This window comes from Sinorhizobium mexicanum, from assembly GCF_013488225.1.
GTDB lineage: Bacteria > Pseudomonadota > Alphaproteobacteria > Rhizobiales > Rhizobiaceae > Sinorhizobium > Sinorhizobium mexicanum.
Map to the genome: position 1 here is coordinate 3,640,489 of NZ_CP041238.1, position 23,242 is coordinate 3,663,730.

General features: G+C 62.3%; 22 protein-coding genes and 1 other RNA gene. 9 read left to right on the forward strand and 14 right to left on the reverse strand.

Going from position 1 to position 23,242, the window contains the following annotated elements:
* Positions 1–5: 5 nt before the first annotated feature.
* On the reverse strand, positions 6–473 hold the full coding sequence (ybgC, locus tag FKV68_RS17190) for a tol-pal system-associated acyl-CoA thioesterase (RefSeq protein WP_180939006.1): 468 nt from the start codon (positions 471–473) through the stop codon (positions 6–8).
* A gap of 130 nt (positions 474–603) precedes the next feature.
* Here ybgC and FKV68_RS17195 point away from each other — a divergent pair, with 130 nt between their 5' ends.
* From FKV68_RS17195 to FKV68_RS17205, 3 genes are read left to right on the forward strand one after another with little or no spacing between them, the layout of a single operon-like run.
* Positions 604–1,824 (forward strand): NAD-dependent epimerase/dehydratase family protein, encoded by a 1,221-nt coding sequence (locus tag FKV68_RS17195; RefSeq protein ID WP_180939007.1) that lies wholly within the window; start codon positions 604–606, stop codon positions 1,822–1,824.
* Positions 1,821–2,699: a glycosyltransferase gene (locus FKV68_RS17200; RefSeq protein WP_180939008.1), complete on the forward strand. Its 879-nt coding sequence runs from the start codon at positions 1,821–1,823 to the stop codon at positions 2,697–2,699. Before FKV68_RS17195 ends, FKV68_RS17200 begins: the two co-directional genes overlap by 4 nt.
* Positions 2,696–3,598: an NAD-dependent epimerase/dehydratase family protein gene (locus FKV68_RS17205; RefSeq protein ID WP_180939009.1), complete on the forward strand. Its 903-nt coding sequence runs from the start codon at positions 2,696–2,698 to the stop codon at positions 3,596–3,598. Before FKV68_RS17200 ends, FKV68_RS17205 begins: the two co-directional genes overlap by 4 nt.
* A gap of 169 nt (positions 3,599–3,767) precedes the next feature.
* Here the strand turns inward: FKV68_RS17205 and FKV68_RS17210 are convergent, their stop codons facing one another.
* From FKV68_RS17210 to ruvC, 4 genes are all read right to left on the reverse strand, one after another.
* Entirely contained in the window at positions 3,768–4,670 is a 903-nt protein-coding gene (locus FKV68_RS17210) for a metallophosphoesterase (protein WP_180939010.1), read from the reverse strand.
* A gap of 1 nt (position 4,671) precedes the next feature.
* Complete coding sequence (ruvB, locus tag FKV68_RS17215; protein ID WP_180939011.1) at positions 4,672–5,712, reverse strand: Holliday junction branch migration DNA helicase RuvB; 1,041 nt, start codon at positions 5,710–5,712, stop codon at positions 4,672–4,674.
* 161 nt (positions 5,713–5,873) lie between these two features.
* Complete coding sequence (gene ruvA / locus FKV68_RS17220; protein WP_180939012.1) at positions 5,874–6,491, reverse strand: Holliday junction branch migration protein RuvA; 618 nt, start codon at positions 6,489–6,491, stop codon at positions 5,874–5,876.
* A 61-nt stretch (positions 6,492–6,552) separates the two neighbouring features.
* Complete coding sequence (ruvC, locus tag FKV68_RS17225; protein ID WP_180939013.1) at positions 6,553–7,065, reverse strand: crossover junction endodeoxyribonuclease RuvC; 513 nt, start codon at positions 7,063–7,065, stop codon at positions 6,553–6,555.
* Between the two features lie 168 nt (positions 7,066–7,233).
* Between ruvC and FKV68_RS17230 the strand changes: the two genes are divergently transcribed.
* Positions 7,234–8,235 carry an LLM class flavin-dependent oxidoreductase gene (locus tag FKV68_RS17230; RefSeq protein ID WP_180939014.1) on the forward strand — a complete coding sequence of 334 codons (1,002 nt, stop codon included), beginning with the start codon at positions 7,234–7,236 and terminating at the stop codon, positions 8,233–8,235.
* Positions 8,236–8,308: 73 nt separating this feature from the next.
* On the opposite strand, the gene FKV68_RS17235 is transcribed toward FKV68_RS17230, so the two are convergent.
* The 6 genes from FKV68_RS17235 to FKV68_RS17260 form a co-directional block, all read right to left on the reverse strand.
* A complete protein-coding gene (locus tag FKV68_RS17235; RefSeq protein ID WP_180939015.1) occupies positions 8,309–9,055 on the reverse strand; it encodes a YebC/PmpR family DNA-binding transcriptional regulator in 747 nt (248 codons plus the stop codon).
* Between the two features lie 139 nt (positions 9,056–9,194).
* Positions 9,195–10,028 (reverse strand): MBL fold metallo-hydrolase, encoded by an 834-nt coding sequence (locus FKV68_RS17240; protein ID WP_180939016.1) that lies wholly within the window; start codon positions 10,026–10,028, stop codon positions 9,195–9,197.
* Between the two features lie 316 nt (positions 10,029–10,344).
* A complete protein-coding gene (locus FKV68_RS17245; RefSeq protein WP_180939017.1) occupies positions 10,345–13,524 on the reverse strand; it encodes an efflux RND transporter permease subunit in 3,180 nt (1,059 codons plus the stop codon).
* Positions 13,521–14,681, reverse strand: a complete 1,161-nt coding sequence (locus FKV68_RS17250; protein WP_180939018.1) for an efflux RND transporter periplasmic adaptor subunit — start codon at positions 14,679–14,681, stop codon at positions 13,521–13,523. The genes FKV68_RS17245 and FKV68_RS17250 overlap by 4 nt, the downstream gene beginning before the upstream one ends.
* Before the next feature lie 289 nt (positions 14,682–14,970).
* Positions 14,971–15,795: a TIGR00282 family metallophosphoesterase gene (locus FKV68_RS17255; protein ID WP_180939019.1), complete on the reverse strand. Its 825-nt coding sequence runs from the start codon at positions 15,793–15,795 to the stop codon at positions 14,971–14,973.
* A 6-nt stretch (positions 15,796–15,801) separates the two neighbouring features.
* On the reverse strand, positions 15,802–16,383 hold the full coding sequence (locus FKV68_RS17260; RefSeq protein WP_180939020.1) for a 5-formyltetrahydrofolate cyclo-ligase: 582 nt from the start codon (positions 16,381–16,383) through the stop codon (positions 15,802–15,804).
* 296 nt (positions 16,384–16,679) lie between these two features.
* On the opposite strand from FKV68_RS17260, the gene FKV68_RS17265 reads away from it, so the two are divergent.
* On the forward strand, positions 16,680–16,895 hold the full coding sequence (locus FKV68_RS17265; RefSeq protein ID WP_180939021.1) for a helix-turn-helix domain-containing protein: 216 nt from the start codon (positions 16,680–16,682) through the stop codon (positions 16,893–16,895).
* A 285-nt stretch (positions 16,896–17,180) separates the two neighbouring features.
* Entirely contained in the window at positions 17,181–18,077 is an 897-nt protein-coding gene (locus FKV68_RS17270; protein WP_180941546.1) for a LysR family transcriptional regulator, read from the forward strand.
* Between the two features lie 119 nt (positions 18,078–18,196).
* Here FKV68_RS17270 and ssrS read toward each other — a convergent pair.
* The 3 genes from ssrS to FKV68_RS17285 form a co-directional block, all read right to left on the reverse strand.
* Positions 18,197–18,355, reverse strand: a non-coding RNA gene (ssrS, locus tag FKV68_RS17275) — 6S RNA.
* 54 nt (positions 18,356–18,409) lie between these two features.
* Positions 18,410–18,790 (reverse strand): cell division protein ZapA, encoded by a 381-nt coding sequence (locus tag FKV68_RS17280; RefSeq protein WP_180939022.1) that lies wholly within the window; start codon positions 18,788–18,790, stop codon positions 18,410–18,412.
* Positions 18,791–18,800: 10 nt separating this feature from the next.
* Positions 18,801–19,070, reverse strand: coding sequence for a DUF4164 domain-containing protein (locus tag FKV68_RS17285; RefSeq protein ID WP_180939023.1), 270 nt, complete (start codon positions 19,068–19,070; stop codon positions 18,801–18,803).
* Between the two features lie 518 nt (positions 19,071–19,588).
* Between FKV68_RS17285 and tkt the strand changes: the two genes are divergently transcribed.
* The 3 genes from tkt to FKV68_RS17300 all read left to right on the forward strand — a co-directional run bounded on the left by tkt (position 19,589) and on the right by FKV68_RS17300 (position 23,233).
* Entirely contained in the window at positions 19,589–21,571 is a 1,983-nt protein-coding gene (gene tkt, locus FKV68_RS17290) for a transketolase (protein WP_180939024.1), read from the forward strand.
* Positions 21,572–21,641: 70 nt separating this feature from the next.
* Positions 21,642–22,652, forward strand: coding sequence for a type I glyceraldehyde-3-phosphate dehydrogenase (gap, locus tag FKV68_RS17295; protein WP_180939025.1), 1,011 nt, complete (start codon positions 21,642–21,644; stop codon positions 22,650–22,652).
* A 5-nt stretch (positions 22,653–22,657) separates the two neighbouring features.
* Entirely contained in the window at positions 22,658–23,233 is a 576-nt protein-coding gene (locus FKV68_RS17300; RefSeq protein ID WP_180939026.1) for a putative glycolipid-binding domain-containing protein, read from the forward strand.
* The last annotated feature ends 9 nt before the right edge of the window (positions 23,234–23,242 follow it).

Sequence of the window (23,242 nt, forward strand, 5' to 3'; positions counted from 1 at the left end):
TCGGGTCACTCGACCCGAGTCGGAAGCTTGTGGCCCGCCGCCAGGAACTTTACAGCCAGCGCTTCCGGCAACCGGCGTGGCCGGCCCTGCCCGTTGATGACCGCGATGATGACCTTGGCAGCGATCAGCAGCACCCCGTCGCGACGAATCTCCTGCTGCAGCACCATTTTGGCGCCACCCGCCTTCTCGGTCGTCGTCTCGATCGTCAGGATGTCGTCCATGCGCGCCGACAATTTGAAGTCGATCTCCATACGGTGAACGACGAAGACCAGGCCTTCCGTATCGCCTTCGATCGCAAGCGACGCCTGTTCGACGCCGAGCAGCCGCAGGTAGTCGGTTCTGGCGCGCTCCATGAAATGCAGGTAACGCGCATGATAGACGACGCCCGAAAAATCGGTGTCTTCATAATAGACTCGCTGCACGAGTCGGTGGCCGTTTTCGGTCAGTTCGCCCGCGAGCGAAATTAGTGACATCGTCTCATTCTCCGGGGGGATTCTGCTTTTCCTGTGCAGGAACAAAAAGCCATTTGCAAGCATTGCAGCTTTGTCACAATCCTATCCTATCACCTCACCATGTCCTTCTTCGCGATCAGGAGAACCGTGCATGAAGATTGCAATCCTCGGCGGTGATGGTTTCGTCGGCTGGCCGACCGCGCTGCATCTGTCCGATGCGGGCCATGACATCCACATCCTCGACAATCTTTCGCGCCGCTGGATCGATACGGAACTCGGCGTCCAGTCGCTGACTCCGATGGACTCCATCCAGGAGCGCACCCGCATCTGGCATGCCGAGACGGGCCGGCGCATCCATTTCAACCTGATCGACCTCGCCCGCGACTACGAGCTTCTCAAGAATTGGCTCGCCGAGCATCGGCCGGATGCAATCGTCCATTTCGCCGAGCAGCGCGCCGCTCCTTATTCAATGAAGAGCGACCGGCACAAGAACTACACCGTCAATAACAACGTCAACGCCACGCACAATCTCCTCAATGCGCTGGTGGAACTCAGCCTCGACGCCCACCTCGTGCATCTCGGCACAATGGGCGTCTATGGTTATTCGACCGTCGGCGCGGCGATCCCCGAGGGCTATCTGCCGGTCGGGATCGAGACGACGGAGGGCGAGACCGTAAGCCAGGAGATCCTTTATCCGTCCAATCCCGGCTCGATCTACCACATGACCAAGTGTCTCGATCAGCTTCTCTTCCAGTTCTACGCCAAGAACGACGGTCTCAGGATCACCGACCTGCACCAGGGCATCGTCTGGGGCACGCATACCGAACAGACGCGCCGGCATCAGCAACTGATCAACCGCTTCGACTATGACGGCGATTACGGCACGGTGCTCAACCGCTTCCTGATCCAGGCAGCGATCGGCTACCCGCTGACGGTACACGGCACCGGCGGCCAGACCCGCGCCTTCATCCATATCCAGGATTCGGTCCGATGCATCGAGCTCGCGCTCGACAATCCGCCCGCGCGCGGCAGCCGTGTCGAGATTTTCAACCAGATGACCGAGACGCATCGCGTCCGTGATCTTGCCGAGATGATCGCCGCGATGACCGGATCCAGGATCGCCTGGCTTCCAAATCCGCGAAAAGAGGCGGCAGAGAACGACCTTGTGGTCCACAACGAGAAATTCCTGGCGCTTGGCCTCGATCCGATCCGTCTTCAGGACGGACTGCTCTCGGAAATCGTCGATGTGGCAAAGAAATTCGCCTACCGTGTCGATCGTTCGCGTGTCCCGGCAGTTTCCGCTTGGACGAAGGACATTGCACCGTTGATCAATCACGATCCGGAAGGCAAGCGGCTGAAATCCGTTTCATGACCCCTGTGACGCCCCAGCCGGGAGGGCTCAGCCCCTCCTCGCCCCCTGCCGCCCGCCACGCCTTCGTGACGCTCGTCACCAATGCCGACTATGCGCTCGGCGCACGCGCACTGTTGCGGTCAATCCGGCTGACCCGAACGCCGGCGGATATCGTCGTGCTCTACACCGGTGGGGTGGATGCCGCCTCGCTCGAGCCGCTCACGGAATTCGATTGCCGCCTCCTCGAAACGGAGCTCCTGCCGCTCTCCGACGAGTTCAACGCCCGCCATGCCCGCCGCAACGTCCACGAGACGGCCCCCTTCACCAAGGGTCGGAAACCCCAATTCCACTCGCCGCTCGACAATTTCTGCAAGCTCCGGCTCTGGCAGCTCGTCGAATACGAGCGCTGCATCTTCATCGACGCCGACGCGATCGTCCTGCGCAACATCGACAAGCTCTTCCGCTACCCGGAATTTTCCGCGGCGCCGAACGTCTATGAGAACCTTGGCGATTTTCATCGGCTGAACTCCGGCGTCTTCGTCGCTGAACCGTCGATCGAGACGTTCGACAGGATGCTTGCGGTGCTGGACTCGCCCGGGGCTTTTTGGCCGCGCACCGACCAGACTTTCCTGCAAGGCTTCTTTCCCGACTGGCACGGCCTGCCGGTGACGATGAACATGTTGCAATATGTCTGGTTCAATCTGCCGGCGCTCTGGGATTGGCGCTCCATCGGCGTGCTGCATTACCAGTATGAGAAACCGTGGGAGGCTGATCATCCGCGCACTGAGGTTCTTCGCCCGCTGATCGAGCTCTGGCATGCCTACCTGACCGGAGAGAATATTCCGGATCTGGCTACGCTCGACAATCCGGCGCCAGCTGGCAGCGTGCCCGGATGACGCGCGTTCTTGTTTCCGGCGGCAGCGGCTTTGTGGGCCGCTTCATCGTCGAGCACCTCGTCGCCCGCGGCTACAAGGTTGCTGTCGGCGGGCGCACTCCCCCGCCCACAGGGTTCTTCTCACAGCCGATCCCCCATGTTCCGCTCCGCCTGGACCCGGACGCAGACCAGATCGCCGCTTTCGACGACATCTACTATTTCGTCCATGCCGCCTTCGAACACGTCGAGGGTAAGTATCGTGGCGGCGAAGGCGCAGACCCGGAGGGCTTCCGCCGCGCCAATCTCGACGGCTCGGTCCGCCTCTTCGACGAGGCCCGCGCTGCCGGGGTTCGCCGCTGCGTGTTTCTGTCGAGCCGCGCCGTCTATGGTGAAACGCCGGCCCCTGTTGTCGCCGAGACGTCGCCCGCGATGCCCGACACGCTCTACGGAACGGTGAAGCTGGCCGGCGAAGACGCCTTGAAAGCAATGACCGGCCACGGCTTCGCCACCACCAGCCTGCGTGTGACGGGCGTCTACGGGCCGGCGGGTACCGGGCGGAAGCACAAATGGAGCGGTCTCTTTGCCGACCATCTCGCAGGCAGAGCGATTCCGCCACGCAGCGGCACCGAGGTCCACGGCGACGATGTGGCCCAGGCCGTGAGACTTGTGTTGGAAGCGGAGACCGCCAAGATCTCCGGCAAGGTGTTCAACGTCTCGGACGTGCTCACCGACAACCGTGAAATCCTCGCCATTTTCAAGAAGGCAACCGGTTGTCCCCATGCTCTGCCGCCTGCGGCGCAGACGGCTGCTTTCAAGGAAATGTCGACCGATAAGCTGCGTGCGCTCGGCTGGGCGCCCGGTGGACCTGAACGACTGGCGGCGACGATCATAGAAATGGTGAGGGATGTCAGATCACAATAGCCCTCACCCTCACCCTCCCCCGCAAGCGGGAGAGGACACAGGAGCGTGCTGCGACGCCCTTCACGATCCAGTTGATCTGCGCGGGGCGGCACGGCTTCTCCCTTCTCCCGGTCAAAACGGGGAGAAGGTGGCTGCAGCCAGAGGCAGGGCCGATTGCGCGAAAAGCACGCTACCCCAGATCAACCACGACAATTTCCGGCGGAACGCCAAAGCGAATTGGCGCGATCGAACAGCCAAGGCCACCGGAGACGATCAGATTGCGATCCTCTTCGACGATATGGCCATAGGCATACCGGTCGCCAAAGCGGGACGGTACGACTGGCGCGAGACCCGCGAAACGAACCTGTCCGCCATGGGTATGGCCGGACATTGTCAAGCAGACTCGCGCCGGCACTTCCGGAAAGATGTCGGGCTCGTGTGCCAGAAGGATGACCGGCGCGTTGTCGCGCACCTGCGCCAGCGTTCCATCAAGATCATCAAGACCCGTCATCGAGCGTCGGCCCCATTTCTTGCCGGGCAGAAGGGCAAGCTGGTCCTCCAGGCCGGCAAGCCAGAACCCGTGTCCGTCCTTTTCCAGGCGGATCGCACGGTTGCTGTGGACCGGAATGCCGACATCCGCCAATGCCCGGTGGCCGAAGGTTTCGCCGCCGCCGTTTCGCTGCGCGGTCCTGTCCTCCCACCAATCGTGGTTGCCCATGATCGCATGGACGCCGAGTGGAGCCTTGAGCGTCGCGAGCGCCTTCGACCACTCACTGGAGTGGACATAGCGCGTGACCAGGTTCATGCCGGAGGCATAGTCTCCGAGCAGAACCGTGATGTCGCCGCCGAGATCGTTCGCCTGCGCGCATATGGAGGCAATACGCCTGGAGGACATCCACGGCTCGCAGGCATGAAGATCGGCAAGAGCAACCACACGAAGCTTCAGACCTGGCGTCCAGCCGGACGGCGTCAAATGATAGCGCGCAATATTCAGCCGCGCGAGCGGCTCGATGGCAAAAGCATAGCTGCCGAGTGCCGCGAAACTTGCAAAACCGCCCCCGAGCGTCTGCAGGAATCCTCGGCGCGTGAACATTTCAGTCGTCCTCCAGCGTCAGGCGGAACTGGGTCGTCTCGAGATCCTTCGGCGGATTGAGACCGAGATGCTTCCATGCGTTCGCCGTGAGCACGCGACCGCGCGGCGTGCGCTGGATGAAGCCCTGCTGGATCAGGTAGGGTTCGATGATGTCCTCGATCGCGTCGCGGGGCTCGGAAAGCCCGGCCGCAATCGTCTCGATGCCGACCGGTCCGCCGCCGAAATTGTGGGCGATCATCGTCAGGTAGCGGCGGTCCAACTGGTCGAGCCCCATGCTGTCGACGAGCAGACGCGTCAGCGCCTCGTCGGCGATCTGCCTGGTCACGGCCTCCGCTCGTGCAACCTCGGCGAAATCGCGCACCCGGCGCAGAAGGCGGCCGGCGATACGCGGCGTCCCGCGTGCACGGCGGGCGATTTCGCGCGCCCCTTCGTCGGTCATGCCGAGGCCCATCAGTCGCGCCCCGCGGCGCACGATCAGCTCCAGCTCCTCGACCGTATAGAAATTGAGACGGACCGGAATGCCGAAGCGGTCGCGCAGCGGCGTCGTCAGCAGGCCGAGGCGGGTGGTCGCCGCGACCAGCGTGAACTTCGACAGGTCGATCTTCACGGAGCGCGCCGCCGGTCCCTCGCCGATGATGAGGTCGAGCTGGAAATCCTCCATCGCCGGATAGAGGATTTCCTCGACCGCGGGATTCAGGCGGTGGATTTCGTCGATGAACAGCACGTCGCGCTCTTCGAGATTGGTGAGCAGCGCCGCGAGATCGCCGGCCTTGGCGATAACCGGCCCGGAGGTCGACCGGAAGTTGACGCCGAGTTCCTTGGCCATGATCTGTGCGAGCGTCGTCTTGCCAAGACCGGGCGGGCCGACAAAGAGCACGTGGTCGAGCGCCTCGCCGCGATTGCGCGCCGCTTCGATGAAGATCTTGAGATTGGCGCGCGCCTCCGCCTGGCCGGTGAACTCGTCCAGCGACTGCGGACGCAGCGTCGCATCGAGGTCCTCGCCTCGCTTTTCCGGCGCAATCAGGCGTGCGGCTTCACTCATGTCAAACTTCCATTTCGGGCTGCACCGCGCCCTGCGGTGCGCGGACCAAAGCCGACCACCATCACCGTGTCCACGCGCTCAACCATATTGTCATCGCATTGTCGGATCCAGCGCGGATCACGTCATTCCATTGCTTTGTGACCGCAGGAGGGTTCGCGCCCTCACCGCGCCAGTTCCTTCAGCCCGAGACGAATAAGCCTGGCGCTGTCGCCGCCCTCGCCGCCGTTCTTCAAGGCCGCGGCAACGGCGTTTGCAGCCTGGTCGCGCGAGTAGCCGAGATTGGTCAGGGCCGAAACGGCGTCCGCGACCGGAGCCGAGGCAACCCCTTCGCCAAGTTCCTGCTTGAGGCTGATCGCAGCCGATGGCTCGCCGGCAAAGGCAGGCGCCCTGTTCTTGAGCTCGGTGACGATGCGTACGGCCACCTTGGGTCCGACGCCGGGGGCGCGCGAAACCGATGTCTTGTCCTGCAGCGCGATCGCGCTCGCAAGCTCGCCCGGCGTCAGCGTCGAAAGCACCGCCAGCGCCACTTTGGACCCCACGCCCTGGACGCTCTGGAGCAATCGGAACCACTCGCGCTCGAGTGCAGTCAGAAAGCCAAAAAGCTTGAGCTGGTCCTCGCGCACATAGGTCTCGATGAAGAGCACCGCCGCCTCGCCCGCCGATCCGAGCTTGCCGAGGGTGCGCGCCGAACAATGGGCGACATATCCCACGCCGTGCACGTCGAGAACGACGTGATCCTCGCCGATCTCGTCAATGGTGCCCTTGAGCTTGCCGATCATCTGATCTTGTCTTTCTGGATGGATTTGGACCGTAGCCGTTAAACCGATTCCGACAGGGGGCCTAGCCGGCGAGAGCCGCAAGCCGGCTGGTAATCGCCTGCCGGTTGTGCGCATGGCATATGGCGATCGCCAGCGCGTCGGCGGCATCGTTGCCCTTGAACTCAACCTTTGGCATCAGCACCTTCAGCATCATGTGGATCTGCTGCTTCTCGCCATGGCCGACGCCGATCACCGCCTTCTTCACGGCGTTCGGCGCATATTCAGCCACTCGGAGACCGGCACGCGCCGGGACGAGCATGGCGATGCCACGAGCCTGGCCGAGCTTCAGCGTCGCGGTCGCGTCCTTGTTGACGAAGGTCTGTTCGACCGCGGCCTCGTGGGGCTGGTAGCTGTGCACGACATCGGCAAGCCCGTCATGCAACTGGCACAGGCGTGACGCAAGGTCCATCTCGCCGTCGGATGTCACCGTGCCCGAGGCTACGAAACGCAGCGAATTGCCCAAGGTTTCGATGATGCCCCAGCCGGTGCGCCGAAGCCCCGGATCAATGCCGATGATGCGAATCGTGTTCTGCATGCCTCACCCTATGTCGGTCAGCCGGACGCTGCCAGCAAAAAGTGAACAAAACAAAAACATTACACAGGAAAGCCGGCGGTTTAACGAAAACGGCTTGAATGCTCTTGGCTTTAAGAAACTTGAACCTACATTGCGATCGATCAATTTCTCTTAATTGAAGGTCTTGCCATGATCCCCTTCTCCGTTCTCGACCTGTCGCCGATCACCGAGGGCGGCAGCGTCGCCCAGTCGCTTGAAAACTCGCGTCGGCTGGCAACCGCAGCCGAGGAGAACGGCTACAAGCGCTTCTGGCTCGCCGAACATCACGGAATGAAGGGAATCGCCAGCGCCGCGACGTCGCTGGTCATTTCCCACGTGGCGTCGGCGACACGATCGATCCGCGTCGGCTCGGGCGGCATCATGCTGCCCAACCATTCGCCCCTCGTCATCGCCGAACAATTCGGCACGCTTGCTGCCCTTTATCCAGGCCGCATCGACCTTGGCCTTGGCCGCGCGCCCGGCACCGACATGCGGACGGCACAGGCGCTCCGGCGCAACATGGAGACGAGCGCCAACAATTTTCCGAACGATGTCGTCGAACTCCAGGCGCTGCTCGGCCCGGGCACCGAAGACCAGAAGATCATCGCCGTGCCCGGAGCCGACTCAAATGTGCCGATCTGGCTGCTCGGTTCCAGCCACTTCAGCGCTCACCTCGCCGGCATCCTCGGCCTTCCCTTTGCTTTCGCCTCGCATTTCGCACCCGATATGCTGCTCACCGCCCTCGAAATCTACCGCGAGCGCTTTACGCCGTCGCCGCAACTCGACAAGCCGCATGTAATGGTCGGCGTCATGGGCGTTGCCGCCGATACCGACGAGGAGTCAGACTATCTTTTCACTTCCATGCAGCAGTCCTTCGTTGCACTCCGCCGCAATGCGCGCGGCCGCTTCCCGCCGCCGGTAAAATCCATGGATGGCCTCTGGAGCAGTGACGAGAAAATCTTCGTCGACCATGCCATGACCTATGCCGTGGTGGGCGGTCCTGAAACGATCCGCAGCAAGATCCGGACGTTCATCGAGCAAACCAAAGCCGACGAGTTGATCATATCCATGCCGATCTTCGACATGGAGGCGCGGCTGCATTCGTTGAAGCTGTTTGGCGAGGCGCAGCGTCAACTCGCTGCGGCCGCTTGAAAGGCCGTGGCTGAAACAAGAAAGACCCGCGCTCCATTTCGGAACGCGGGTCTTTTGATCGATCAAAGAAATGTCAGGCCGAAAGCTTGGCGAGAATCTCGTCCGAAACTTCGAAGTTCGAATAGACGTTCTGGACGTCGTCGTCGTCTTCGAGGTTGTCGATCAGCTTCATCAGCGACTGTGCCTTTTCCTCGTCCACCGGCACAGTGTTCTGTGCCTTCCAGATCGCCTTGACGGTTTCCGCTTCGCCAAGAACGTCTTCGAGAGCCTTGGAGACTTCGCCGATATCCTCAAAGCCGCAGATGATCGTGTGGCCGTCCTCGTCCGTCGTCACATCATCGGCACCGGCCTCGATCGCCGCTTCCATGACCTTGTCGGCATCGCCGACGGAAAGCTTGTAGGTGATTTCGCCAACGCGATCGAAGGAGAAGGAAACCGAGCCGGTTTCGCCGAGTGCGCCGCCAGCCTTGGTGAAGGTCGAGCGGACATTGGAGGCGGTGCGGTTGCGATTGTCGGTCAGCGCCTCGACGATGACGGCGACGCCGCCCGGGCCGTAGCCCTCGTAGCGGACTTCCTCGTAGCTCTCCGCATCGCCACCCGACGCCTTCTTGATCGCCCGCTCGATGTTGTCCTTCGGCATCGACTGCGCCTTTGCATTCTGGATCGCCAGCCTGAGGCGCGGGTTCATCGCCGGGTCTGCCATGCCCGACTTTGCGGCGACCGTGATTTCGCGCGCGAGCTTGGAAAACATTTTCGAGCGCACCGCATCCTGACGGCCCTTGCGGTGCATGATGTTCTTGAACTGTGAATGGCCAGCCATGGCGCCCTCTGCATGCATGAATTTATTGGGATGGGGCGCCTTATAGTTTTATTGCCGCGCCCCGTCCAGCAGGGGGCGTCGTCTTTTCAATGCGCGCAAATGCGGCGCCGTCAAAGCGCAGCTCGCCGCCGTGGGCGGCTCAGGCACCCCGGAGAACGTAGATCAATGGCTTGCTCGGCAGGGAACGCAGCGACACCTTGACGCTTGACCCCGTGGCAAAGCTCTTGTCGTAATCGTCGCCGAACATCGCCAGAAAGTCGTTGATCAACGGCGGCCGGTGCATCGGCAGGATCAGCGCCGCGCGCAGGCGGGATACGACGCGGCTCATGCTTTCCGCGCCCATGGTCAAGCCGCCATCCACCGGTACCATCAGCACGTCGAGCCGTCCGATCTGGCGGTAATGGCTGTCGTCGAGTTCGTAATGCAAGTGACCGAGATGGCCGATGCAGAGGCCGGCAACCTCGAAGATGAAGATCGAATTGCCGTCGTGTTCCATGCCTCCGTAGCCGGAGCGTATGTCCGTCGTGACATTGCGGATATAGGCGTCGCCGACGACGAGATCATGGTCGGCCGGCTCGCCATCATCGCCCCAGCCATGCAGGACGTACCGGATGGCCGGGTCGGGCGTCAAAGTATAGTGGCTGGAATGGGCCTTGTTCATCGTTACCACGGTCGGTAGTGCCGGGGGCCGGAACCAGCCGTTGTAGTCGGTGGCGATCGAAATGCCGCCCGGCGTTTCGATCAGGAACGTCGAATGGCCGAGATAGGTGATGTTGACTTCGCTGTCAGCCGCTGTCGCCGGCGTTACCCCCGGAACCGTGAAGCTGGCGAATGTCGCTTTCGGCGTGGCCCGCGCGATCGCCTGGCATTGGCTCACCGGCGGCGAAGGCTGCTGCGCATGCGCATGTTCGGGCCAGAACGTATGGATCAGCCAGATGGCGGCCATTGTGTAGGCAAGGTATCGGAGCAGCATCCTTCACCTCTCACACGCGTCTTCGCCGCACGTTTCCTTAAATCGCAGCCGACTCAAGAATAAAAGCATGCAGCAATCAAAGTGCTACTGCGTCCTGCGCGCGTCCGATAAGACGCGCGGCGCTGTAGCGGGTGGCAGGATCATTCAAGGTCGCGGCGCCGTCCAGCAACAAACGGGCGCTGGTGCTCACAATCGCGTCATTGTCTGCATTTCTCGAACACGGGGACTGAATGCGTTCTACAGCGCTGTGCGTCTTTCAGGGGCGCAACCGACGCCATAACAGTTTGAAAGGCCGCGCAGGATCGGTGAGACGCACTCACTCCGCCGGTGCGCCCGGTGGTTCCTCGACGGCCTTCACGCGTTTCCGGCCCAGCGAGCGCAGCGTCACATAGAAGACGGGCGTCAGGAAAAGGCCGAGAAAGGTGACACCCAACATGCCGGAAAAGACCGCCGTGCCGAGCGACTGCCGCATTTCGGCCCCGGGACCCGTCGCGATCACCAGCGGCACGACGCCGAGGATGAAGGCGAAGGCGGTCATCAGGATCGGCCGAAGCCTCAGCCGGCTTGCATCGATCGCCGCCTCGACCGGCGTCTTGCCCTCCTCTTCCCCCTGTCTGGCGAATTCGACGATCAGGATCGCATTCTTCGCGGCAAGGCCGATCAGCACGACAAGACCGATCTGCGTGAGTACGTTGTTGTCGAAACCCCGGATGGCAACGCCGAGAAGCGCGGCGAGAACGGAAAGCGGCACGATCAGGATGATCGCCAGCGGCAGCACCCAGCTCTCATATTGCGCGGCGAGCGCGAGGAACACGAAGATTACCGAAAGCGTAAAGATGAAGACGGCCGTGTTGCCGGTCTGACGCTCCTGGAAGGCAAGCTCGGTCCACTCGAAGGTCGTGCCCTGCGGCAGGACCTGGGCGGCGAGCGCCTCCATCTTGTCAAGCGCAGTGCCGGTCGCGACGCCCGGCGCCGGATTACCCTGGAGCGGCACGGAGACATACATGTTGTAGCGCTGGACAAGCGACGGGCCGCTGGTATCGCGGATCTCGACGAGCGTCCCGAGCGGCACCAGCGCCCCCGATGCGGAACGCACTTTCAGGGCAAGGATATCCTCCCGCTCCACCCGATATTTCTCGTCGGCCTGGGCGCGAACCTGGTAGACACGGCCGAATGCGTTGAAATCGTTGACATAGGACGTTCCGAGATTGATCGAGAGCGTCTCGAAGATATTCGGGATCGGCACGTTCAACGCCCGCGCCTTGTCGCGGTCGATCGCCAGGAAGAATTGCGGGCTCGACGCCGAGAAGGTGGTGAAGACCCCTGTCAGCCCTTCTGTCTGGCTGGCCATGCCCATCATCTGGCGGGCAAGCCCGAGGGCGCGCCGCATGTCGGCGCTCTGACGGTCCATGATCTGCATCTTGAAGCCGCCGGCATTGCCGATGCCCCGCACCGACGGCGGCGGAATGGCGATGATGAAGGCCTCCTGGATGCTCTGCATCGTGCCGAAGATTTGGCCGATGATCTGGGTGGCGCTCTGCCTGTTCTTGAGCCGCTCCTCGAAACTGTCGAACGGCGTGAAGATGACGCCAGCGTTGGAGGCATTGGTGAAGGTCGCGCCGCTGAAACCGGCAAAGGCGACGGCGTCCCTGACGCCCGGCACCTCCCTGATCATCTCCGATGCCCGCCGCACGACCGCGTCGGTCCGTTCGAGCGATGCGCCGTCCGGAAGCTGGATGACGACGATCGCATAACCCTGGTCCATCGTCGGTATGAAGCCGCGCGGCACCACCTGCGCCATATATCCGGTGGCGCCGAGAAGGGCGACGAAGACAACGAGCGCGGCCACGAGCGCCATCCGTGTCTTGACGAGGTGGCGCACCACCCAGCCGTAGCCGTCCGCCATGCGATCGAAGCCACGGTTGAAGCCGTTGGCGAAGGCTCGGCCGAGCCGCGTGATCGGATTGCGGCTCTCGTGCTCATGGTTCTCGTGCGGACGCAGCAAAACGGCGGCGAGCGCCGGCGACAGCGTCAGCGAATTGATCGCCGAGATCACCGTCGCCACCGCGATTGTCACGGCGAACTGCAGATAGAACTGCCCGGCTATGCCCGGAATGAAGGCGGTCGGCACGAACACTGCGGTCAAGACGAGCGAAATCGCGACGACTGCCGCGCCCACCTCATCCATCGTCACATGTGCCGCCTCCCTCGGCGTCATGCCTAGAGCGAGATTGCGCTCGACGTTCTCGACGACCACGATCGCGTCATCGACGACGATGCCGATCGCAAGCACCAGCCCGAAGAGCGTCAGCATGTTCAGCGAGAATCCGAAGGCGAAAAGCAGACCGAAGGTGCCGATCAACGAGACGGGGATGGCCACGATCGGGATGATCGCCGTGCGCCAGGATTGCAGGAAAACGATCACCACGAGAGCCACGAGGATCGCGGCCTCGCCGATCGTCTTGTAGACCTCATTGATCGATTCCGCGATGAACTCCGTCGGATTGTAGATAATCCGGTACTCCAGCCCGTCAGGGAAATCCTTCGAAAGCTCCGTCATCGTTGCCTGGATCGCTTCCGCTGCAGCAAGCGCATTGGTGCCAGGACGAGAGAAGATGCCGAGCGCGACCGCCGGCTTGCCGTTCAGGTAACTGTTGGTGACGTATTCGCGGGCGCCAAGCTCGACGCGGGCGACATCCTGCAACTGCACGAGCCTGCCGTCTTCCGTGGCCTTGACGATCACGTAGCGAAACTGCCGTGGATCGCTGAAACGCCCGTCGGTCGTAACCGTGTATTGGAAGGCGCTGTCGGCCGACATGGGCGGGCCGCCGATTGAACCACCCGAAACCTGGACGTTCTGCTCGCGCAGCGCCTCGACGACGTCGCCGGAGGTCATGCCGTAGGCGGAGAGTTTCTGCGGATCGAGCCACACGCGGAGCGCATATTCGCGCTCGCCGAAGAGGGTAACATCACCGACGCCGTCCAGCCGAACGAGAAGATCGCGGATGCGCGTGCGGGCATAGTTGGAGACGTAAAGCTGGTCGTAGCGGTCGTTCGGCGACAGCAGATGCACGACCATCATCAGGTCCGGCGAACTCTTGGTCGTCGTGACGCCGATGCGCCGGACCTCCTCGGGCAAACGGGGCTCGGCTACCGAAACGCGGTTCTGCACCAGCACCTGCGCCTGGTCGAGATTCGTGCCGAGCTTGAAGGTGATCGTCAGCGCCATCGACCCGTCGGCCGTCGAATACGAGGACATGTAGAGCATGTTCTCGACGCCGTTGATTTCCTGCTCGAGCGGCGTGGCGACGGTGTTGGCGACGGTCTCGGCATCCGCCCCCGGATAGGAAGCGCGTACGACGATGGTGGGCGGTGCGATTTCCGGATATTGCGCCACCGGAAGCTGGAAATAGGCGATGCCGCCGACGATCAGCAGCACGATCGAAAGCACCGAGGCGAAGATCGGCCTGTCGACGAAGAAATGGGCGAACCTCATTGGGCGCTCTCCGCCGACTGCGCCGCTTCCTGCGGCAGCACGACGAGCTCGGGCTTCACCTTCACACCGGGCCTGACGCGCATGAGACCGTTGACGATAATCGTCTCCTCGCCCGTCATGCCGCTGCGAATGACCCGATAGCCGTGCAGGCGCGGCCCAAGGCGTACGGGCTTGGTCATGACGCTGCCATCCTGAGCAACCTCGTAGACGACGCGTTCGTTCTGGTCGGCCGCGATCGCCTCATCGGGAACGAGGATCGCTCGATAAGTATTCGAGCCTTCAACCTCCACGCGCCCGAAGAGACCGGGCTGGAGGACGAATTTCGGGTTCTCAAACCGAGCCCGCAGCCGCATCGTGCCTGTCTGGTTGTCCACCCTGTTTTCCGAGAAGTCGAGCTTGCCTTCGAACGGTCGTTCGGTGGCGTCGGCGATCGTCACCAGAACGCTGAGCGCCCCGCCGCCCTCCTGTAGGGCGCTGCCTCGCTCCCGTGCGGTGCGGGCGTAGGAAAGCACGCGACGCTCGTCGACATCGAAGTAGAAGTCGATCGGGTCGAGCGAAACGATGGTCGTCAACACCGTCTGATCCGCCTGGACGAGGTTGCCCGGCGAGATCAGGCGTCGATCGACGCGGCCGCTCAGCGGCGCGGTGATCGTCGTATACTCGAGATCGAGCTTGGCCCGCTCGACGGCCGCTTCCGCACCCCGGACATTCGCCTGCGCCGCGAGCAGCGCACGGCGGTCGTCGTCGAGCTTGGACACGGAAAGCGTGCCGCTTCCGGTGAGCGACTCCGTCCGCTTGAACGTGTTCTCCGCGAATTCAAGTGTCGATCGCGCCGCTGCAAGCGACGCTTCGGCCTGGGAGAGAGCGGTGCGGAACGGCCGTTGGTCGATGACGAAGAGCTTGTCGCCCTTCTTCACCATCGCGCCGTCAGTGAAGAAGACCTGATCGAGATAGCCGCCGACACGGGAGCGGACCGCGACCTCGTCGACGGCTTCGAAGCGACCGATGAATTCGTCAGCGTCGATCACGTCGCGCACGACCGGCTTGGCGACGGTCACGGTCGGCGCCGGAGGTGCGTTCTGGGCCGCCGCAAACGATGCGGGGAGTAGAAAGAACAAAACGCTGAAGATCGCGGGCAACGGCCACTTTCGCAACATGCACGTCCTCCGAAACCACTTGAAAGCCGAAATCGCCCGGCGTGGATCTCGTTCGGGCTGGCGACATCGAAACCCGAGGCCGGAGCATACGGGTGGCATTAAATGGAAAACTTGCAAACAGCGGCCGCATCTCGTGCGGCTCTGATTTTGACGCTAACCTGCCACCATTTGGCAGGGCTGTCACTTGAAAAAACGCAATTCCGGGAAGACGATACGACCGCCGCAGACAGCCGGCGGCAAGCGCAAGAATCGGGCGGAAAAATGCAAGCTCGCGCCGGCGGCGCCCGGTTTACGCCCAGAACTCGGGGATCGTTTCGCTGAGCCTCGGACCGAGCCGCAGCGGCGCGATCTTCTCTGCAAGCCCGGTGCGATCGGAAATCTCGACGCCGACGCCGCAGATGGTCGAGGGGCCGGAAGCCGCCTCGAAGCGGCCCTTCGGCATCTTGGAGATGAACCGATTTAGCGGCTCTTCCTTGTCCATGCCGAGCGACGAGTCGTAGTCGCCGCACATGCCGGCGTCGCTGATATAGGCGGTGCCGCCGTTGAGGATCTGGTGGTCGGCGGTCGGAACATGGGTGTGGGTTCCGACCACGAAGCTGGCGCGGCCATCAACGAAGTGTCCGAAGCACTGCTTCTCGCTTGTGGCCTCGGCATGGAAGTCGAAGACGATGGCGTCAGCCTGCTCGCCGAGCGGACAGGCGTCGAGGATCGCCTCGGCTGCCTTGAAAGGATCATCGAGCTCGGGATGCATGAAAACCCGACCCATGACGTTGGCGACCAGCACGCGGGCGCCGTTGCGGGCAAAGAAGAGATTGGAGCCACGCCCCGGCGTCCCGGCCGGATAGTTCGCAGGGCGCAGGAATTGGTCATGCCTCTCGCAGAAGACCACCGCTTCCTTCTGGTCCCAGACATGGTTGCCCGTCGTCACCACGTCAGCCCCGGCATTGATCGTTTCCAGGAAGATGTCTTCGGTGATGCCGAAGCCGCCTGCGGCGTTCTCGCCGTTGACGATGACGAAGTCGAGCTTCAGGTCGCCGACCAATCCGGGCAGGCGCTCCCAGACCGCCGTGCGGCCCGTCTTGCCAACCATATCTCCCAGAAAAAGAAGTCGCATACCCGTTCAATCCTGTCTGAAATGCCGAAAACCGCTCTCCGTCAGCACCGCGTCCAGCGCGACGTCGTGCGGTTCAGCCGGCACTGATGCCACTTCCTGGCAGTCGAAAGCAATCCCGATCAGTCGCGGCAGGTGACCTTTGCGGCGCAATCGCTCGATTGCCCGGTCATAATAACCGGCGCCGTAGCCGATCCGGTGCCCGACCGAATCGAAGGCCGACAACGGCACGAGCATGATGTCGGGATCGAGTTCGGGCGCTTCCGGCCCGGGGCCGGTCGTACCGAAACCGGTTTCGACCACCGCGATACCGTCGGCGAGTTCGCGGAAGACGATCGTCTTCTTGTCCAAGATTACCGGCAGGCATAGCCGCGCGCCGCGATCCTTGAGCCGCACCATCAGCGGACGGATGTCCGCTTCCGAGCGGATTGGCCAGAAACCGGAAACGACATGGCCGGGATCGAGCGCGATGATATCGCCGGCGTGGTCGGCCATGGAAAGGCTTGCCTCGATCCTCACCTCCAACGGCATTTCATCACGCAGAGCCAGGCGTTCCTTTCGCAGCGCTGCCTTCAAATCCTTCGGAGACATCCGACGACCTCTTCCTGCGGTTTTTGCCCTTCATAGCGCAATGCGCACCGTAGCTGGAACCACGCCGCCGCCGCTTTTGCAACACCGCGCGACAATCCTGCGCACCTTTCCCACTTCGGCACAGCATTAGCGCTCCATTCATCACAGCGCACGGTTCCGCTTTCGCGCGTCAGCTTGCGCGTGCAAGTAAGTTCGGGTTTTCAATTAATTAGCTGAGGCCAAATCCCGCAGAAAATGCGACGCCGCGGTCTTACGGGCAAGATTGAGCGGGCGGGCGAGAGCGGACGGGCAGACAGATGAATCCACTCGACCCCCTCGAACTGCGTTGCCTCTCGCTCGCCGCCTGCGGCAGGACTAGGCAGGACATGGTGCGTGAGACGGACATTCCGATGGAACGCATCAACGGCGCGCTCGATGAGGCGATGCGGAAGCTTCAGGCAAGCAATCTCGCGGAAGCCATCTTTCGCGCCGCAAGGCTCGAACTGCTTCATAACATCCAGTGGGAGCGATAGAGCGACTCGAGGCGCGTGGCGTCAAGATCCGTGGGCCATCGCGGCTCGCTCGGCAGTCCAGCGTCCCTCAGCAATCGGGGATTGTGCCACGGTGCCTCGCAGCACGGCGCAGCGTACGAGGCCTGCCACGCGCGCCAGCGCGCCAAAAGGCCTTGCACTTGCATGGCGAAGGAGGAGCCGGCCGAACCGGCGAGGAAGGACACACTCATGAGCAGGTCTCCGGAAGGCGCTCGACAGTGTTGAATCCTCCACCCTCCGTTGACATCCGACAAACGAATTGCAAACATAGCTACCATCAGATTTTCTGATGGCCCTAAAATGTCTCTTCCACTCGACAGCGACCTCCTGAGAACCTTCCTTGCAGTTGCCGATGCCGGCAATCTGACCAAGGCGGCCGACAGCGTCGGGCGCACCCAGTCGGCCGTAAGCATGCAGATCAAGAAGCTTGAAGACGCGCTTGGCGACACGCTTTTCGACCGACATTCGCGCGGCGTCGTGCTGACGACGCAAGGCCAGCGCCTTGTCGACAACGCGCGGCGCATCGTCGCGCTCCTCGACGATACTGCGGCGGCCATGCGCCAGCCCGCGCTCGACGGTTCGGTCAGGATCGGGGTTCCCGAGGAATATATCAACTCCACCCTTCCGAGGGCTTTGGGCGCGTTTGCCGCCATACATCCGGGCGTGGAGGTCACGGTGCAGCAGGGCACCTCGATGTCCAACCGGACGGCGCTTGAGGCAGGTGAGATCGACATTGCTGTCGTTTTCGAGCCCGGCGGGCGCACGAAGCACGAGGTCCTCATGGTGGATCCCACCGTCTGGGTGACTTCGGATCAACACGGCACACATGAGCGGCAGCCTCTGCCGATAGCCACATACACATACGCCACGGGCGGGTGGTGCGATGAACTGGCGATGCAGAGTCTGAAGAGGCGCGGAAAACGCAGTCGCGTAGCCTATGTCAGCCGAACGAGCGGCGGTCTGATCGCGGCCGTGGTTTCCGGCTTGGCGATCGCGCCGCTGTCGCGCAGCGCCATTCCGCCCGGCTGTCGCGAGCTGACCGAGGAAGACGGTTTTGGCATCGTCGACATGTCGAATGTCGTGCTGCGCACCCGGCTGGAAAGCCGATCGCCGACGATCGATGCCATGGCTGACGCCATCCGCAGCGCCTTCTCGGGCACTTAGTACACATCTCCTCAAATCGACCTCGATTAAGGAGACATGCAGCAATTCAAAGCGCTACAGCGACCTTTGCGCGTCCGATCAGACACGCTGCGCTCAGTAATCCGCCACGAAAAGGAAAGGTGCGATCCACGACGACCGGTGGATAGTTTACGATCCCGGGTGCCTACTAAGTAGGTGGGCGCCGTGTGTCCGAACCCACGAGTCCGGCCAGGGACAGCTCCCTTGAGATCGTGTATGGCCCCGGGGATTGTGGTTCCTGTCGGGAAGCGCAGATCGCGGCCTCAGATATAGAGGCTCTTTGTCGTTTTCGCCAGAGGCGTTTTTCTAGAAGTCTATCCGTTGGCTGGAGCGGCGGCGCGACCGTTGAGCCTGGCCGCGATGTTGTGGATCTGGGCCGTGACTTCGCTGAGTGCCGAGGCCAGTGCCTCCTCGCTCCTCGCCTGCTCCGACAACGCAACGTCGTTGCCGCTCTTCAGGCTGCCCAGTTCAGTCTCCAGGCTCTTGAGCCGGCGATTGACCTCGCTTAACTCGTCCATGACCATGATGCCGGCCATCACGGTCAACCGCAGATCGCCGATTTCTCCAAACTGCCCCTTGAGATGGCTCACATATTGATCGAATCTCGCCGCGAGGTCGCTCAGGTGGTCTTCCTGACCTTCCTCGCAGGCCATGCGGTAAGCCTTGCCGTCGATCGTCACCGTTACCTGAGCCATCGCGTAAACCTCAACGATCCAACACCGCTCGAATGGTTTCCATCGCCGTGACCAGACGACGGGAAACTTCGCGGTTGACCTCTTCCAGCCGGTTGGCCCGGAACTGGGACTGGTCGAGCTCCTGTGCGAGCCGCGACCGATCGGTATTGACCCGCCGCACCTCGCCTTCGAACTCGCTCAAATCCCGTTCCTTGTCGAAACGACCGTCGATCGCGCCCTCGAGCGAGTGGACCGCGTTCCGTAGCTCCTCGATCGCCGCTTTGACCGTCTTTGCCGGCATGCTCCGATACCTCGCTAGAGCGGGATGAGGAAATGTGTGAAGCGGATTTCCGCCCCGCTCTAAATCAACCTGCCACTGCATGATTCCTTAAATCGAAATCGATTTAAGGACAAAATCATGCAGCACTTCAAAGTGCTATAGCGACCTTTGGCGCGTCCGATTGGACGCGCGGCGCTATAGAGTCTGAGCGCGTTCCGCGAACGCGGCGCTCCGGAAGAGCCGAATCGCCGGACGCAGTCCGCTACTTCGCCTCGATTCTTTTTAAACCCATTACATAAGCCTCAACAATGCCCCGTGCGGCAAAACGCCGTCGGAAGCTGTGGATCATTGCTCCCGAGCAATCGCACTCATACTGTATGCTGCCGCACAAGAACGATATCGAAAAGCACGTCGCCATTTGGCCGCGGAAGGCCCGTATTTATTGACTCGCGTGGAGCACCTGCTATGTGTCTGCCGCTTCTCATACGGTCTTGGAGGATAGAGACCGTCCCTGACCACCGAACCCAAACGGAACAGTCATGATCTCTCGCGAAAAACACGATCGGATGGCAAATGCGATCCGCTTCCTTTCCATGGACGCCGTCGAGAAGGCAAATTCCGGTCATCCAGGTCTCCCGATGGGCGCTGCCGATATCGCAACCGTCCTCTTCACGCGGTACCTGAGCTTCGACCCCAAGAATCCCGCCTGGCCCAACCGTGACCGCTTCGTGCTTTCGGCCGGCCACGGCTCGATGTTGCTCTACTCGCTGCTCTATCTTACGGGCTACGAGGACATCACCATCGACGAGATCAAGAACTTCCGCCAGCTTGGCTCGCGCACGGCCGGCCACCCGGAATACGGCCATGCGGCCGGCATCGAGACCACCACCGGTCCGCTCGGCCAGGGCCTCGCCAATTCGGTTGGCATGGCGATCGCCGAGCGCAAGCTGCGTGACGAGTTCGGCAGCGACCTGATGGAGCACTACACCTACGTGCTCGCCGGCGACGGCTGCCTGATGGAAGGCATCAGCCAGGAAGCGATCGCGCTGGCCGGTCACCTCAAGCTCAACAAGCTGATCGTCTTCTGGGACGACAACAACATCTCGATCGACGGCCCGATCTCGATCGCGGATTCGACCGACCAGCACGCGCGCTTCCGCGCCTGCAACTGGAACACCATCGCGGTCGACGGCCACGATCCGGATGCTATTGCCGCCGCGATCGAACAGGCACAGAAGTCCGACAAGCCGACGATGATCGCTTGCAAGACCGTCATCGGCTTCGGTGCCCCGAACAAGGCCGGCACGCACAAGGTCCACGGTTCGCCGCTCGGCGCCGAGGAAATCGCCGCCACGCGCAAGGCGCTTGGCTGGGAGGCCGAGGCCTTCACCGTTCCCTCGGACGTGCTCGATGCCTGGCGCCTCGCCGGCCTTCGCTCGACGAAGGCGCGCAAAGACTGGGAAGAGCGCCTCGAAAAGACCGAGACCGAGAAGAAGGCACAGTTCGTCAGGCGCTTCGCCGGCGAGCTCGAAGGCAGCCTTGCCTCCGCAATCAGCGCCTACAAGCAGAAACTCGCTGAAACCAAGCCGTCGCCCGCGACCCGCAAGGCCTCCGAGGACGCGCTCGAAGTCATCAACGGCATTCTCGCCGAGACGATCGGCGGTTCGGCCGACCTCACCGGCTCGAACAACACCAAGACCAGCCAGACCCATTCGATCACGCCGGACAACTTCTCAGGCCGCTACATCCACTATGGCGTGCGCGAGCACGGCATGGCGGCGGCGATGAACGGCATGGCGCTGCACGGCGGCCTGATCCCCTATTCCGGCGGCTTCCTGATCTTCTCGGATTATTGCCGTCCGTCGATCCGCCTCGCGGCACTGATGGGCATCCGCGTCATCCACGTGCTGACGCACGATTCCATCGGTCTCGGCGAAGACGGCCCGACCCATCAGCCGGTGGAGCACATGGCTGCGCTGCGTGCCATTCCGAACCTGTTGATGTTCCGTCCCGCCGACGCGACGGAAACGGCCGAATGCTGGCAGCTTGCGCTCGAAAGCCACAACCGCCCGTCCGGCATTGCGCTGACGCGCCAGAACCTGATGGCCGTGCGCACCGAATATGAGGAAGAAAACCTCTGCGCTCACGGGGCCTATGACCTGATTTCCGCAAGCGACGCGAAGGTGACGATCTTCGCCACCGGCTCGGAAGTCGAGATCGCCGTCAAGGCCTGCCAGACGCTCACCGCCAAGGGTGTTTCGACGCGCGTCGTGTCGGTTCCCTGCTTCGAGCTCTTTGCCGAACAGAGCGAGGCTTACCAGCAGGCGATCATCGGCCATTCGCCGGTCAAGATCGCGGTTGAAGCCGGCATCCGCCAGGGCTGGGATCATTTCATCGGCACTGATGGCACGTTCATCGGCATGTCGAGCTTCGGCGCTTCCGGTCCCTACAAGGATCTCTACAAGCACTTCGGCATCACGCCGGAAGCGGTTGTAGCGGCCGCGGAAGCCAAACTGTCCTGATCAAGCCGGAGGGCGCTTCCCAAGGCGCCCTCTATTCGTAAAACGCCATTCTGACAGGGAAGGACCCGACATGACAGTGAAAGTCGCCATCAACGGTTTTGGCCGCATCGGCCGCAACGTGCTCCGCGCGATCGTCGAATCCGGCCGCACCGACATCGAAGTCGTCGCCATCAACGACCTCGGCCCGGTCGAGACGAACGCCCACCTGCTGCGTTTCGATTCCATCCATGGCCGCTTCCCGGCTGACGTGAAGGTCGACGGCGACACCATCGTCATCAACAACGGCAAGCCGATCAAGGTAACCGCCATCCGCAACCCGGCGGAACTGCCGCACAAGGAACTCGGCGTCGATATCGCAATGGAGTGCACCGGCATCTTCACCGCGCGCGACAAGGCGGCTGCCCACCTCGAAGCCGGCGCCAAGCGCGTCATCGTCTCGGCCCCGGCCGACGGCGCTGACCTGACCGTCGTCTACGGCGTCAACCACGACAAGCTGACGAAGGACCACCTCGTCATCTCCAACGCATCCTGCACGACCAACTGCCTGGTGCCGGTTGCCAAGGTGCTGCACGATGCCATCGGCATCGATCACGGCATGATGACCACGATCCACTCCTACACCAACGACCAGCCGTCGCTCGACCAGATGCACAAGGATCTCTACCGTGCCCGCGCCGCGGCCTTGTCGATGATTCCGACCTCGACGGGCGCTGCCAAGGCAGTCGGCCTCGTCCTGCCGGAGCTCAAGGGCAAGCTCGACGGTATCTCCGTGCGCGTGCCGACCCCGAACGTCTCGGTCGTCGACCTCAAGTTCGTCGCCAAGCGCGAGACGACCAAGGAAGAGGTCAACGCCGCCATCAAGGCTGCCGCCGACGGTCCGCTCAAGGGCGTTCTCGGCTATACGCTTCAGCCGAACGTCTCGGTCGACTTCAACCATGATCCGCATTCTTCGGTCTTCCACATGGACCAGACCAAGGTGATGGAAGGCAAGTTCGTGTCGATCCTGTCCTGGTACGACAATGAGTGGGGCTTCTCGAACCGTATGGCGGATACGGCGGTCGCCCTCGGCAAGCTCCTCTAAGACCGATGTTTCGGGCCCTTTCCTCAACGACGGTGCGATGGCGCCCGCTCGAAGGGGAAGGGCTCGAATATCTGAGCCTCAGGGCTCTTAAAGCAACGGCCGGCGCGGCCATCCGCGCCGAAAGTGTCGTCATCGGCGAGCGCGGCGGCCGCCCTTATGGCCTGCGTTACCGGATCGACTGCGACGCACACTGGCAAGTGATGTCGTTCCTGATCGAAACGACCGAAGGCAGGACGTTGCACCTGCTCTCGGACCGGCAGGGACATTGGCGCGACCTCAACGGCGTCGCCCTTCCTGAATTCGACGGCTGCATCGATATCGACCTCGCCGGTACTCCCTTCACCAACACGCTTCCGATCCGCAGGCTGAAGCTCAGCCGCAAGGCCGGCACGGCAAAGCTCAAAATGCTTTACGTGCCCTTCGATACCCTCCAACCGGTGACCGACGGCCAACACTATACCTGCCTCGAAGACGGCAAGCTCTATCGCTACGAGGCCGAGGACCGGAGCTTCGTAGCCGATCTTCCCGTCGACGAGGACGGGCTTGTCACCGACTATCCCACTCTTTTCCGTAGACTTTGACCGGAGACA